General features: G+C 54.0%; 9 protein-coding genes and 1 riboswitch. Of the genes, 7 read left to right on the top strand and 2 right to left on the bottom strand.

Annotated features, from left to right (window positions below):
• Window positions 1–26: 26 nt before the first annotated feature.
• From fdnG to FZ041_RS06210, 6 genes are all read left to right on the top strand, one after another.
• Window positions 27–3,044: a formate dehydrogenase-N subunit alpha gene (gene fdnG / locus FZ041_RS06235; RefSeq protein ID WP_149188951.1), complete on the top strand. Its 3,018-nt coding sequence runs from the start codon at window positions 27–29 to the stop codon at window positions 3,042–3,044.
• 24 nt (window positions 3,045–3,068) lie between these two features.
• Window positions 3,069–3,929, top strand: coding sequence for a formate dehydrogenase accessory protein FdhE (locus FZ041_RS06230; RefSeq protein ID WP_149188950.1), 861 nt, complete (start codon window positions 3,069–3,071; stop codon window positions 3,927–3,929).
• Between the two features lie 35 nt (window positions 3,930–3,964).
• Window positions 3,965–4,750, top strand: coding sequence for a 4Fe-4S dicluster domain-containing protein (locus FZ041_RS06225; protein ID WP_149188949.1), 786 nt, complete (start codon window positions 3,965–3,967; stop codon window positions 4,748–4,750).
• Window position 4,751: 1 nt separating this feature from the next.
• On the top strand, window positions 4,752–5,441 hold the full coding sequence (locus tag FZ041_RS06220) for a formate dehydrogenase subunit gamma (protein WP_149188948.1): 690 nt from the start codon (window positions 4,752–4,754) through the stop codon (window positions 5,439–5,441).
• A 124-nt stretch (window positions 5,442–5,565) separates the two neighbouring features.
• The gene (locus FZ041_RS06215; RefSeq protein WP_187626326.1) at window positions 5,566–7,128 is read left to right on the top strand and encodes a methyl-accepting chemotaxis protein; all 1,563 of its coding nucleotides are present in this window, start codon (window positions 5,566–5,568) and stop codon (window positions 7,126–7,128) included.
• A gap of 174 nt (window positions 7,129–7,302) precedes the next feature.
• Window positions 7,303–7,902 (top strand): hypothetical protein, encoded by a 600-nt coding sequence (locus FZ041_RS06210; RefSeq protein WP_149188947.1) that lies wholly within the window; start codon window positions 7,303–7,305, stop codon window positions 7,900–7,902.
• 5 nt (window positions 7,903–7,907) lie between these two features.
• Here the strand turns inward: FZ041_RS06210 and thiD are convergent, their stop codons facing one another.
• Both thiD and FZ041_RS06200 read right to left on the bottom strand, forming a co-directional pair.
• Window positions 7,908–9,368 (bottom strand): bifunctional hydroxymethylpyrimidine kinase/phosphomethylpyrimidine kinase, encoded by a 1,461-nt coding sequence (thiD, locus tag FZ041_RS14960; protein ID WP_149188946.1) that lies wholly within the window; start codon window positions 9,366–9,368, stop codon window positions 7,908–7,910.
• A gap of 57 nt (window positions 9,369–9,425) precedes the next feature.
• Window positions 9,426–9,529, bottom strand: a riboswitch (TPP riboswitch).
• 44 nt (window positions 9,530–9,573) lie between these two features.
• Window positions 9,574–11,109, bottom strand: a complete 1,536-nt coding sequence (locus tag FZ041_RS06200) for an SLC13 family permease (RefSeq protein WP_187626328.1) — start codon at window positions 11,107–11,109, stop codon at window positions 9,574–9,576.
• Between the two features lie 513 nt (window positions 11,110–11,622).
• Here FZ041_RS06200 and FZ041_RS06195 point away from each other — a divergent pair.
• Entirely contained in the window at window positions 11,623–13,476 is a 1,854-nt protein-coding gene (locus FZ041_RS06195) for a M48 family metalloprotease (protein WP_439653964.1), read from the top strand.
• The last annotated feature ends 3 nt before the right edge of the window (window positions 13,477–13,479 follow it).

Raw genomic sequence — 13,479 nt, 5'->3', positions numbered from 1 at the left:
TTAGGAGACTAAAGGAGGAAGTTTTGATGAATTTGAGCAGGCGTGACTTCTTGAAAGCCACAGGTCTCAGCGGTATCGGCCTTGCTATGGCCAGTCTGGGACTCGACATGCCGAAGGTCAAGGCTGCCGCGAAAGAATTCAAGCTCAAAGGGGCACGCGAGTTTACCTCGATCTGCCACTTCTGTGCTTGTGGTTGTGGCGTCATCGGCTACGTGAAGGATGATAAGCTCGTCCAACTCGAAGGCGCCGTTGACAGCCCGATCAACCGTGGTGCTCTTTGCAGCAAGGGACTGGGGTATGGACATATCCCGAACTCCCAGGAGCGTGCGAAGACGCCGCTGTACCGTGCACCGGGAAGCGATCACTGGGAGGAAATCAGCTGGGAGGAGGCCATCGACAAGGCCGCCCATGCCATGAAGGATGCGCGTGAGAAGGGCTGGAAGCAGACCGAGGAAATCGATGGCAAGACCTATGAGGTCCGCCGTACCGATGGCCTGTCGTTCATCGGCGGTTCCCAGATCAATAACGAGGAATGCTATCAGAATATCAAGATGGCCCGTGCACTGGGTGTTGTCTACATCGACAACCAGACCCGTGTCTGCCATGCCAATACGCCGCCGGCTCTGGGCGCAGCCTTTGGTCGCGGAGCAATGACGAATCCGTGGGCGGATATCAAGAATACGCACCTCATCTGGATTGAGGGGTCGAACCTGGCCGAGTGTCATCCGATGGGCCTCAAGAATGTCATGGCTGCCCGCGAGAAGAACGGCTCGAAAATCGTCCATGTCGATACGCGTTTCACGCGCACCTCGAAGATTGCTGATGAGTTCTTCCAGGTACGTCCGGGCACGGATATCGTCTTCATGGGCTACATCATCCATGAGATGCTCGAATCCGGCAAGTTCAACAAGGAGTATGTCCTGCAGAACACCAATGGTGCCTGCCTGCTCCGTGATGACTTCAAATTCGACGATGGTCTGTTCTCGGGCTACGACGCCGAGAAGAAAGCCTATACGAATACGGAGACCTGGGGGTACGCCCTCGGTGCCGATGGCAAGCCGCAGAAAGCCAAGAATCTCTTTGCGCCGAATACGGTCATGTCGCGCCTCAAGGAATTCTACAGCCGCTATACGCTTGAGATGGTGGAAAACATCACGGGCATGAAGGCTGAGGATGCCAAGCGCGCTGCTTCCATCTGGATTGAAAATGACAAGCCGGCCATCATCATGTATGCACTCGGCATGACGCAGCATACGGTCGGTGTACAGAATATCCGCTGCTTTACCATCATGCAGCTCTTGAAGGGCAATGTCGGTATCCCAGGCGCTGGCATCATCGCGATGCGCGGGCAGCCAAACGTACAGGCATCGACGGACTTTGGCATCGAGTTCAACATGCAGCCGGGCTATCTCGTACATCCGACGCATAAGACGCCGGACCTCAAGTCCTGGACCGAGGCTTATGGTACGTTCCGCCGCAAATGGTATGTCAATATGACGAAGGCTTGGTTCGGCGAGCATGCTACGCCGGAGAATGGCTATGGCTTCGATTATGGTGCTATCCGCAACGGCAATCATCCGGATTCCATCTATGCTATCTTTGAGGATGCCTGGAAGGGCACGATGCATGCGCTTTATCTCTGCGGCCAGAACCCGCAGATGACGAATGCGAACCTCACGATGGTCCATGACGGCCTCTGCAAGATGGATTCGCTTATCGTGCAGGATATCTTTGTTAACGAGACGGCGGAGTTCTGGAACCGCCCGGGCGACAATCCGAGCGAGATCCAGACGGAAGTCATCTTCCTGCCAGCCTGCTCCTATCTTGAGCGCGAGGGTACGATTACGAATTCGATGCGCCTGATCCAGTGGCGTATGCAGGGACCGAAACCGGTCGGCGATTCCAAGCCGGATTACCTGATCAACGATATGCTTTGGAAGCGTATCCGTGAACTCTACAAGGATTCTACGGAGAAGAAGGATGAACCGATCAAGTACATGTCCTGGAACTACTCGCAGGACAACTACATCGAAGATGTCATGAAGGAAATCAGTGGTTACAACGTAGCTACGGGGGAACTCGTAAACGGCATCGGCGAACTCAAGGACAATGGTGAGACGGCTTCGGGCATGTGGATTTATGCCGGCTACATCAGCCGCGAGGGCAACCGCACGAAACGCCGCGGCCAGGAAGATCCAGGCGATATCGGTATCTTCCCGCAGTTCGGCTGGGTATGGCCGGATAACATCCATATCCTCTACAACCGCGCTTCGTGCAATCCGGACGGCACGCCGAAGGATAAAGAGCATCCGCTTGTCTGGTGGGATGCGGCTGCTGGCAAATGGACGGGCTACGATGTGCCGGATGTCGGTAACCGCACGGCTGGCCCGGATACGCCGGACGGCCAGAAACCGTTCCGCATGAACGGCGAGGGCATTGGCCGTCTCTTTGCTGCCACCTATAAGGACAAGAACCCTGATGGCATGACGCGTGATGCGTCCTCGACGCCAGTCGATGGCCCGCTGCCGGAGTTCTACGAGCCGGTCGAAAGCCCGACACATAATGCACTGCATAAGAATGAGCTGGCGCAGTTCAACCCCTGTGTCAAATATCCGCGCGTTCCGGAAAAACAGCCGCTGGGCACGAAGGATAAATTCCCGTATGTGCTGACGAGTTCGGGCATTGCGGAGCACTGGTGCTCCGGTACGGTTACGCGCAACATCCCGTGGCTCAATGAGCTGGTCAAGGAACCGTTTGTCGAGATCAGCGAGCAGCTGGCCAAGAAACTCAGCATCAAAGAGGGCGACAAGGTAAAAGTAAGCTCGGCCCGTGGTGCTGTCGTGGTCAAAGCCATGGTCACGAAACGCGCGCAGCCGCTCACCGTCAACGGCGAAGAGACGCATATGGTCTGGATGCCGTACAGCTGGGGCTTCAAGGGCCTGGCAAAGGGACCTAGCACCAACTACCTGACCATCGATGCCCTCGATCCGAATACACAGGAGCAGGAATTCAAGGCCTGCCTGGTCAACATCGTGAAAGCATAATCTGTATGATATTAGGAGACTTTTATGAAAACCGCCAAGAAATCACCGATGGATGAATATCTGAAGAAACACCCTTTCCTCGCGGAAACGGCTAACTTGCAGCTTGCTATGGAGAAAATCCTTACAGGTGCAGTCTCGCCGGTTTCCTTTCCTGTAAAGGATGATATTGCAGAACTTGTCAAGGACGGCATGCCGCTTTTGCAGCAGCCGCAGCTGCAGCGTACGATGGTCAAAGTGGCCGCAGTATCGCTGGGCGATTGCCTCGAAGCACTCAAAGAGATAGAAGCGCCAGATATGATGAAAGCCGCCCTCAAGGCTTGGCAGAGCTGGACGGCGGAAGCTGAACTCACGGAGATCCAGCAGTTCTTCGACTATCTGCTGCGGCAGGAAGATGCAGAAATCCAGCAGTTTGCAGCGGACAACAAGCTCAATGAGGTGCTGGTTCGCACGCTGGGCTGGCAGCTGGTCGAAGTCTTGGTTCCCGCCGAGCTCAAAGACCCAGTTTTCTGGCAGGGGATCGGCTGGAAACGTAATTACTGCCCGGTCTGCGGGCGCCAGCCGGTGCTGGCGCAGCTGCGCAAGGAGCAGGAGGGCCGCGCCCGTGTGCTCGTCTGCGATGGCTGCCATACCGTCTGGCCCTATGCCCGCATTGGCTGTGTCTACTGCGGCAATGAGGATCTCAAGGAAATGCATATCTTAGAGCCTGAGGGCGAAGAAGCTATGCGCCTCGATGTCTGCGACAAATGCCATGCTTACCTCAAGACATATAATGAGGAAGGCGAGGAAGAAGTCTATTTGCGGGATTGGGCGACAATCCATCTTGATTTTCTCGGTGAGGAGAAAAGTCTCCAGAAAAAAGGAAGCGTAATGCTCGCCAATGCGTAAAACTGTGTATTTGCGAGTATGAAAGGAGAACTATAATGGCACAAGAAATCGCTATGCTGCATGATGTGGCACGCTGCAGCGCCTGCCGTGCCTGCATGGTCGCCTGCAAGCAGTGGCACGACCTGCCGGCCGATATGTCAACACCCTTTGAAGGGCAGTATCAGTCCCATAAAGAGCTGACGCCGACGACCTGGAACCTCATCCAGATGAACGAGCGCGTGGATTCTGCGGGCAAATTCCACTGGGATTTCTTCAAGCGCCAGTGCATGCACTGTGCGGATCCGGCCTGCGCCAAGGGCTGCCCCGAGGAAGCCATCGACAAGCTGCCCAATGGGGCTGTCGTCATCGATGAAGAAAAATGCGTGGGCTGCGGCTACTGCACCCATAACTGCCCCTTTGATGTACCGAAGGTCAACAAGGAGACCAACAAGTCCACGAAGTGTGACCTCTGCTTTGACCGCATCGCAGAAGGTATGGAGCCGGCCTGCTCAAAGACCTGCACGGCTGACGCAATCCGCTTCGGCACGAAGGAGGAAATGCTCAGGCGTGCCGAGGAGCGGGTGGCAATCCTGAAGCAGGAAGGCCATCAGGATGCCAATGTTTACAATCCACAAGGCGTGGGCGGCATCCATATGCTCTATGTACTGCCGGAAAAACCGTCGGTCTATAATCTGCCGGAAAATCCGCAGACGCCAGATTCCATCAATCTCTGGAAGGATGTCGTGCGTCCGCTCGGCAAGCTGGCCGGAGCTGGTGCCATCGTTGGCGTGCTCGGTATGGCAGCACTGAAAGGCATGACCAGCAAGAAGGAGGGGAAATAAGATGCTCGTAAATAAGAAATACATCAAGCGTCATAAGATGGGCTTTGTCTATTTTCACTGGATCAATGCCATCAGCTTCTTCCTGTTATTCCTGACGGCACTGCCGCTTTATACGGATACCTTCCGGTTCTTGTATGACATGTTCGGTGCCGCGACGCTGCAATACGCACATCGCGTCTTTGCCGTCATATTCATTGCTAATCCGATTATCGGCCTGGTAACGGCTCATGATGGCATCCGCCGTCTGGTCAAGGAAGTCCTGAGCTTTGGCCGCGATGATATCGTCTTCAACCAGAAGTTCCCGGCTGAGCTCATCGGCAAGGAACCCGAGGGCATCCCGCCCCAGAGCTTCTACAACGGCGGCGAGAAGATGAACATCTTGCTGCAGGCTGTCATCTGGGCGCTGCTCGTCATATCGGGCGCTGTGCTCTGGTTTGGCGAAGGGCTTGTTAGCCCGGCCATCCGTACTTGGATGATTCCCTTGCACAGCATCTGCGCTGGCTTTGGTTTTGCTGCTGCTATCGGTCATATTTATCTGGCGCTGGGCGTCAATCCCGATTCGATGCAGGGCATGTGCGATGGTACGGTCAAGGCCAGCTATGCGGCCAAACATCATGGCAAATGGATTGATGAACTCGTGGCTGAGGGAAAAGTCACGCGCGAAGAAATCAAGCAAGCCGTGAAAAACTAAAAAACAAAAGGAAACAGAAAATTCTCACACAGATGTGATAAAAGTCACACCTGTGTGAGAATTTTTTTGTTATACTATTGGCAGGTATAACTAACGAGAGACAGGGAAAGGGAGCGTGAAGGAATTGAATCAGCAAGAGACCATTGCATATTTGATTCAACGGCTTTTGGCACGGGTATTTGCCATTGTCGTTGGTGTAGTAGTTATCGTAGGGATAAGTTTGTACCTGTTTACAAGTTATGTTGCTGTGGTAAATGATGCCGGCGTTGTGCGCGGCGGTTCGCAGCGCATTGTCAAGCAGGTGCTGGCCGGGGCTGATGCCAGCCAGACAACGCAGAAAATCGAGGGACTGCTCAAGGATTTGGGCAGCCGGGTGCATCTGGGCAGTTTCCCTGGTAAGCGCGATGCGGCGGAAACCTATTGGCAAAACGAGGTGAAGCCGGCGATTGCCGAGTATGAGCAGACGAAGAACCCGGCCCATCTGCTCGAGGTCAGTGAAACGTATTTTGGCAAGACCAATGAGATGGTCGAGGCTGCGCAGACCTTGGTCGACGTGATGGCGGTACTGCTGTATGTACTGCTTGCGGGCTTCATTGCTGCGGTAGGTCTGGTCCTGCGCCGTGTCTATTATACGTTCCAGGAGCGCGTCGTGAATCCGCTGGCGGCGCTGGAAGACAGTGTCAATAAGCTGGCCAACGGCCATATGACGCAGAAGTTCAGCTATCCGCGTCAGGATGAAATCGGTGCGCTGTATGAGCTTTTGAACAAGATGCGCACGGCAATCCTCGGCTATGTGCAGGATATCGAGAAGAATCTCAATACGATGGCTGCTGGTGATCTCGTGACGACCACCGATATGAAGTATATTGGTGACTATGAGCCGATCCAGCGCAATATCAACCACATCCGCCAGACACTTTGTGCGGAAATGGAAAGCATGGGTGATATGGCTGAGCAGGTAGCGGTAAGCTCTGGTGAAGTATCGAAGGTTTCCCAGAGCCTTGCCGAAGGCGCAATGTCGCAGAATGAAAGTGTGCAGAATCTGCAGAACAAGATCCATGCGACAATGGCTGAGAATGCCAAAGTGGAATCCTTTGTCGAGCAGGCCCGCCAGTCAAGCCGCTTGACGAATGACAGCATCGAGATGAGCCGCCGCCAGATGGATAATGTCGTGGCTGCCATGCACGATATCAGCGCGGCTTCGGAGGAGATCCGCTCGATCCTTGGGACGCTCGATGAGATCACGGGGCAGACGTCGCTCTTGTCACTCAATGCTTCGATTGAGGCCGCTCGCGCTGGCGAGGCTGGCCGCGGCTTTGCCGTGGTCGCAGAGGAGGTACGCAAGCTGGCCGAACAGTCGGCACTCAGCACTCAGAACATCCAGATGCTCATCAACAAGGCCCTGGCAGCAATCGAGAGCGGCACGAAAGTCGTTGGTACGGCAGCTGATTCTCTGTCAGGGATTACCGAAAATACCGAAGCGGTCAATACGGTTATCGAACAATTGCAACGGCAGAGCCTTGAACAGCAGAAGATGATGGAGCAGGTGAACAACCTCTCCCGCGATATCCTCGGCGTTGTCACGGACAACTCGGCGGTTTCTGAGGAGTGTGCGGCATCGAGCAATGAATTGTCGACCTTCTCGGATTCGCTCAAGGACAGTGTTGGCAAATTCCGCACAAAATAAGCGATTTATGTAGAAATATGTAAAAAAATCCCCTGCGAAAGCAGGGGATTTCGTTTTGATAGCGAATATTATAAGTTACCAATAGAAGTACCATGAAGAAATTCAAATCGTTGATTTTTCCCAAAACTATTCAAGGAAGATAGTTGAATTATTATGAAGAAAGGAGGAAGAACGATGATTTGCAGAAAGTGTGGCAAGGTATTGGATGAGGGCGTAAGATTATGTCCCTTCTGTGCAGAACCGGCTGATGATAAGGAAGAACAGCCGGCAAGCGAAAAAGTGAAGCTCAAAGAGCTGGCGGCGGTGCCTGCTGATAAGGCCTGCCTGCTCCAGGAGCTGCAGCGGCTGCGTGAGTATTTCCTGCATAACCGTGGCAAATATGGTGTCATGGAAGATCTCTGGCTCATGCAGATGAAATGGCAGGCACCATCGCTTATGCATTGGATGCTGGGCGGCTGCCTGGCTACCGTGGTGGTGTATATGATGCTCTATGGTGCAGGTCTTATGCCGCAGGTCGGCTGGTCGTTGTTCTTCATCCTCTGGGGAATCGTTACTTGTGGCGGCTATATCCGTTCCGGGCGTGACTACGAGGCGCGCCGGCTGAAGTTCCGCCAGGATTTGCAGGTGGTGGAAAATGATGTACGCCAGTATTATAACAAGGCTGACTCCTGCTTCCTGCCGCTTGATTACTCTGATCCGCGGGTAATCGGTGAACTGATTGACGGCATCAAGGCCGGGACCATCCAATCGTTTCAAGATTATCGGATAAGCTGAAAATATCAAGGGAATTTACAGAGTTGCCAGCCATGATGTAAAGGGCCAGCGCCATGGCCGAGATTGAGGCCGGCCGTTAGGGCTCCCGTTAGATAGTCCTTGGCTGCCTGTACGGCCTGGGGCAGGCTGTATCCCTTGGCTAAGTGGGCTGCGATGGCCGCAGACAGGGTGCAGCCAGTGCCATGCGTGTTGGGATTGTCCACGCGTCGGCCGGGCAGCCATAAGGGGCCGTCAGCTGTATAGAGCAGATCATCGGCATCGGTTGGGCGATGACCGCCTTTGCATAGTACGTTGCAACCATAAGCCGCCTGGAGTTTCCGGGCGGCTGTTTCCATATCTGCCTTGTTCGCGATCGAAAGTCCGGTCAGCGCTTCGGTTTCCTTAAGGTTCGGGGTTATCAGCGTCGCTAGAGGGAATAATTGTTCCTTTAAGGCGGTAATCGCATCTGTGGACAATAGATGGGCACCGCTGGTGGCAATCATAACCGGGTCCACCACGATGTTTTTGGCTTGATAATGGCGGAGCCGGCCGGCAATCACAGCGATAAGGGGGGTGGAAAAGACCATGCCGGTTTTCACGGCGTCGGGGAAGATATCGTCAAAGATGCTGTCCAGCTGCGCGGACAGAAAATCTGGAGTAGAGGGGGATACACCAGCTACTCCGGTGGTGTTTTGGGCCGTCAGGGCGGTGATGGCGCTCATGCCGTAGACGCCGCAGGCCAACATGGTTTTCAGATCAGCCTGGATACCAGCGCCGCCGCTGGCATCGCTGCCGGCAATGGTCAAGGCAGTTTTGGTGAGGAGAGCGGAAAGACGCTGGCGGAGCCGGGTGGCTGCTGCTCGTATATCCGGGGCGGCAAAGATGGCGGAGATGACCGCAGCGCCGGATATGCTGCTATGCTGCAGCTTAGAGATATTTTTTTCATTTATACCGCCGATGGCCACTACGGGAATAGAGACGGCGGCACAGATCCGTTGCAGTTCGTTGTGGCTTATTTCGCTGGCATTAGCCTTGGAATCGGTGGGAAAGACGGCCCCCACGCCTAAGTAGTCGGCGCCGTCGTTTTCGGCTGCTAAGGCTTGGGCGGTGGTTTTGGCGGAAACGCCTAAAATCTTATTCGGGCCTAGCAGTGCGCGGGCTTCTTTTACCGCCATGTCCTGCTGGCCAATATGTACGCCGTCGGCATCACAGGCCAGAGCTATGCCGATATTGTCGTTGACGATAAAGGGGACGTTAAAAGCATGGCATAGTGCTTTGATTCTCTGGGCCTCCTGCAGGAAGCAGTCCGTGTCCAGATTTTTTTCGCGCAGCTGGATCATGGTAACACCGCCCAGCAGGGCTTCTTTTACCGCCTGGGCAAGGGGCTTATCGCCCAGCCAGCGCCGGTCAGTGATGGCATAGAGGGGCAGGGCCTTACGTAACGCACAGGCTTTGGTGATGTTGTTCTGGCAGAGACTTAGTGACATCGATATTCCTCCTTTGGGGCAACAAAAACAGGGACTATCCATTTCGGATAGTCCCTGTGAATCTTTTTGCATACTTTCCTACGTTGGCATTATCCAAATCAGGTGCGGTCGAAGTGCATAACTTCCTCTCAGCCTGTCTGCAGGCTCCCGTGTATCGTTTTGCCTCTACTTTACGCCGCGCGGGGATTTTTGTCAAGGCAGGCTTTTAGCCGACGACCCAGCTGACGAAGTAGATAACCAGCGGAATCGTGACACAGGCGATGCCGACGACGTCGATGATGACACCTGTGTGGATCATCTTAGTGATGGGGATATAGCCCGATGCATAGACAATGGCATTGGGCGGTGTCGATACTGGCAGCATGAAACCGAGTGATGCCGCCAGCGCAATGCCGACCGATACCGGAACCGGGCTAAGGCCAGCCGATACGGCTGCTGTGATGGCCAGTGGGCCAATCATGTTCGTAGCTGCTGTATGGCTCGTGAGCTCAGAGAGCAGCAAGGCCATGACGGAGAAGATTGCGACCATGCCAACCTGTGACGGAGCACCGCCCATCGAGCTGACGATGAGGTCACCGACCCACTGCGAAAGGCCGGTCTTGTACATCATGCCCCCCATGGCCAGACCACCGCCGAACAGGATCAGCGTGCCCCATTCGATACCTTCCATGGCCTCCTGCCATTTGAGTGTGAACTGGCGCTTTTCGAAGTTGACCGGCAGGACAAACAGGATAAGAGCACCGGCCATGGCAGCGACGGCTTCCGGGAACAGCCTGTTGTACATCTTGAGTGTCGGATCGGTGCTGCCAAGGGAAATCGAGAGGATGCCCGGCGTTACCCAGAGGGTAACGGCCACGATAAAGCAGAATAATGTGTTCTTCTGTGCGAGTGTCCAGCCGCCAAGCTCGGCAAGTTTGTTCTTGATGAAGGTATCCGCGCCATCGATGCGCTCGACATCAGCCGGGAACATGCGCGACAGTACGAAGGCCGCAATGACGAAATAGACGACCATCGCGATGAAGCCCCAGGTCATCCACTCAAAGAATGATATATGGATGTCACACATTTGGTCAAGGAAACCGAGCATGATGAGGTTCGGCGGTGTGCCGATAGGCGTCAATACGCCGCCAATCGAGCAAGAGTAGGCTGTCATCAGCATGAGGCCCGTAGCGTATTTGTATTCGTGCAGGTCGATCTCACGGCCATTGGCGGCAAACATCTCCTTGATGGAGGTCAAAAGGCCCAAGCAGATCGGGAACATCATGGCTGCCGTAGCCGTGTTGCTGACCCAGCCTGAGCAGAGCGCGGCGGCAAGGCCGACGGCCAGGAAGATACGCTTGGGGTTCGAGCCGACCCAGGAGCGCGAGAGCAGCCAATAGGCGAAGCGCTTGTCGAGGCCATGGGTCATCATGGCCTTGGCCAGGATGAATCCGCCCATGAACAGGAAGATCATCGGGTTCGCAAAGGCGGCAAACGCAGTGCCGACTGGCACGACGCCAGTCACGACCGCCAATGTCGGTCCGATGAGCGAGGTGACCGGAATGGGTACGGGCTCTGTGATCCACCATATAGCCACGAGTACCATGATTGCCAGCAGCTTATGGGCTGGTACGGTCAGTCCTGCAATCGGGGTCAGAAAGACCAAGAGTGCGAGGATGGGTCCGCCGAACAGGCCGATAGTCCGGCGCTTGCGGTCAAAGGCCTGCTCGGCCCGCTTGACGGCAAGTGCTTCTTTACTCATCTTGTCCAAGATACATGCGCCTCCTTTTATGATATGAAGCAATAGAATGATTTCCACAAATTGTTATTACAATTTATTATATTTCTATCATAAATAAAATTCAGTATTTTTTCAATAGCCCAGGCTGATTGGTTCGATTCTATTTAGGCATAGTATGAAAATTAAGATAATTATTCAGCAATAATGAAAATAAGCAGAGGGGCATAAAAAGAGGAAGCCCGTGAAGTGGGATTGTACTTCACGGGCTTCCTGGGAAGGGATGATAAAAAATTTGAGAAATGGGAAGCAAGAAGGGTGGGATTAAAACCTTCTTGTTTAGGGACGCCAATGAGATCGTACCCCTGGGGGATTACCAGGTATATCTCTCATCGACAAGTTTATTATAATCGGTCATTATGAAAAGAGTATGTAACTCAGGTTACGGAAAAGACAAAAAGTAAAAGTTTTTTCGCGTTCTCACGATTTTTTCAAGCCGCCTGTGCTAAAATAAGGATAGATTCCAAAAGAGATGAGGTGATTTCCTTGCGTTATACCAAGCGCTGGAAACGTTGCCTGACGGCTATGGTCCTGTCGGGTGTCATGATGGCTGGCACATGGCTCACGCCGTTGCCGAAGGCTGAGGCGGCAGATGCCTGGGCCATTGCCGCACAGGCTCTCGGGGTGCTCGGAGCTTATCAGTCGAGCCTGTCGAGTATCCTTGCGCTCGGCAATGATGCTCAGGCGCAGATCCAGAGCCAGCGGCAGGATATCCAGCAGAATGGCATCGACCCCAACCGCAACGATGTGCAGGTGGTCGACAGTGTCATGCGCCAGCTGGTGGAGCAGGGCGACTATGTATTGAAGGCCAATAGCCTGCCGTTCTGCTGGACGGTCAACAACAGCAGGGATTTCAATGCGGCCTGCTATCCCACGAACTATGTGAGCGTCAACAAGGCACTCGTGCGCGGCTTGAACCTGGAGCCCGATGAGCTCGCCGCAGTGTTGGCCCATGAGATGACGCATGGCATCGAGCAGCATAGCGCGCATAACTACGCCAAAGCCGTGGCTCAGTACTATGGCATGGCTTTCCTGAATATGGATACGGGCGTGGCAGATTGGAACAAGCTCAATGCGCTGGCCAATTATTCGATAGCCAAGAACGTGACCTTGCCGACGGAGTACGATGCCGATGCAGGCGGCTTCTATATCATGACGAGTGCCGGATTCAATCCGGGCGGCGGCGCAGCGGCCATGGCCCGCATGGCCCGCTATCTGACCTATGAGACGCAGAATGTCCTCGAATACCAGGACCCTGACCCGAAACTCAAGGAGCAGGAAAACTATAACGACCATCCCGATACGGATAAACGCGAGCAGAAGCTGGCACAGATGATGACCGATTATGGCTGCGGTCATGTGACGGTCAAAGACCGTAAGGACATCTATATCGATGGCGAAAAACTGTTGAGCGTTGATTGGGATGGTGATTATGATAATACTTTGGAAAATGCTTATTTCGTGGCTGGGGCGATTGCCAAGGCCTTTCATGACTATGATTCGCCAGCTGGCTGGAATTTCCGCGCAGATGGCGATGGCACGGTGACATGTCTGCCAGATACGCGTGTCAATCAGGCCCTGCAGAAATTCCTGCGCACGGAGCGTGCTGGTGCGCGCCTGCAGGCGCTCGTGACAACGGCCTATGACGGAGAGAAGACGAGCGGTGCCCGTACGAAGATGAAAGCTTCGGCACAGGCAAGACAACAGGTGCTGCAGAGTGAGCGCGAAGCAGTGCTGGCTGCTAGTGCCAAGTTTGTCAAGAAAATGCGGGAAAATGGTGATATGTATAGCGACTATGGGCAGGGCGAGCGTGCGTTGTTCCAGATGCGCCGCGTCTTTGCTGCGCATAATCCCGAGAATGAAGCGGAAAATCATGCGATCCGCGGCCGCGCCCGGGCCGTTGCCGGAGATTTTACAGCGGGACTTCAAGATTTAGACAAAGCCGTAACTATGGATAGCAAGAATGTCTATAACTATCTGAACCGGGCGGATGTCTATCATATGATGGGAAATACGGAGGCGTCACTGGCTGATTTAGCACAGGCTGAAGCTATCGATAAGGCGAATCCGTATGTCTGGTTTATGCGTGCGCAGATCTATGAGGAGCTTGGCCAGCAGGCTGATGCCCTGGCCAATTATCAGGAATTCTATCGGCTGCAGCCGAAGGCTTTCCGTGTGATTCCCGAAGAATATTTGCAGTCTGTCAGTGAAAAAGACTATAAGACAGTGCAAAAAGAAAAGGCAGATGCCAAAAAGAAATACGAACAACAATGGAATAAGGAACACAAAGACAAAAAAGCTGCGGAAAAGCATTCCGCAGCCAAGTCTTAAAGA

Origin of the sequence: Pseudoselenomonas caprae (genome assembly GCF_008271345.1) — a bacterium.
Classification (GTDB): Bacteria; Bacillota; Negativicutes; order Selenomonadales; family Selenomonadaceae; genus Selenomonas_A; species Selenomonas_A caprae.
The sequence above is the reverse complement of the archived record's forward strand: the minus strand, read 5'-3'. Positions and strand labels throughout refer to the sequence as shown.

Coding starts and splice junctions, on each gene's coding strand:
- fdnG (WP_149188951.1), top strand. CDS start 27: ATGAATTTGAGCAGGCGTGACTTCTTGAAAGCCACAGGTCTCAGCGGT.
- FZ041_RS06230 (WP_149188950.1), top strand. CDS start 3,069: ATGAAAACCGCCAAGAAATCACCGATGGATGAATATCTGAAGAAACAC.
- FZ041_RS06225 (WP_149188949.1), top strand. CDS start 3,965: ATGGCACAAGAAATCGCTATGCTGCATGATGTGGCACGCTGCAGCGCC.
- FZ041_RS06220 (WP_149188948.1), top strand. CDS start 4,752: ATGCTCGTAAATAAGAAATACATCAAGCGTCATAAGATGGGCTTTGTC.
- FZ041_RS06210 (WP_149188947.1), top strand. CDS start 7,303: ATGATTTGCAGAAAGTGTGGCAAGGTATTGGATGAGGGCGTAAGATTA.
- thiD (WP_149188946.1), bottom strand. CDS start 9,368: ATGTCACTAAGTCTCTGCCAGAACAACATCACCAAAGCCTGTGCGTTA.
- FZ041_RS06200 (WP_187626328.1), bottom strand. CDS start 11,109: ATGAGTAAAGAAGCACTTGCCGTCAAGCGGGCCGAGCAGGCCTTTGAC.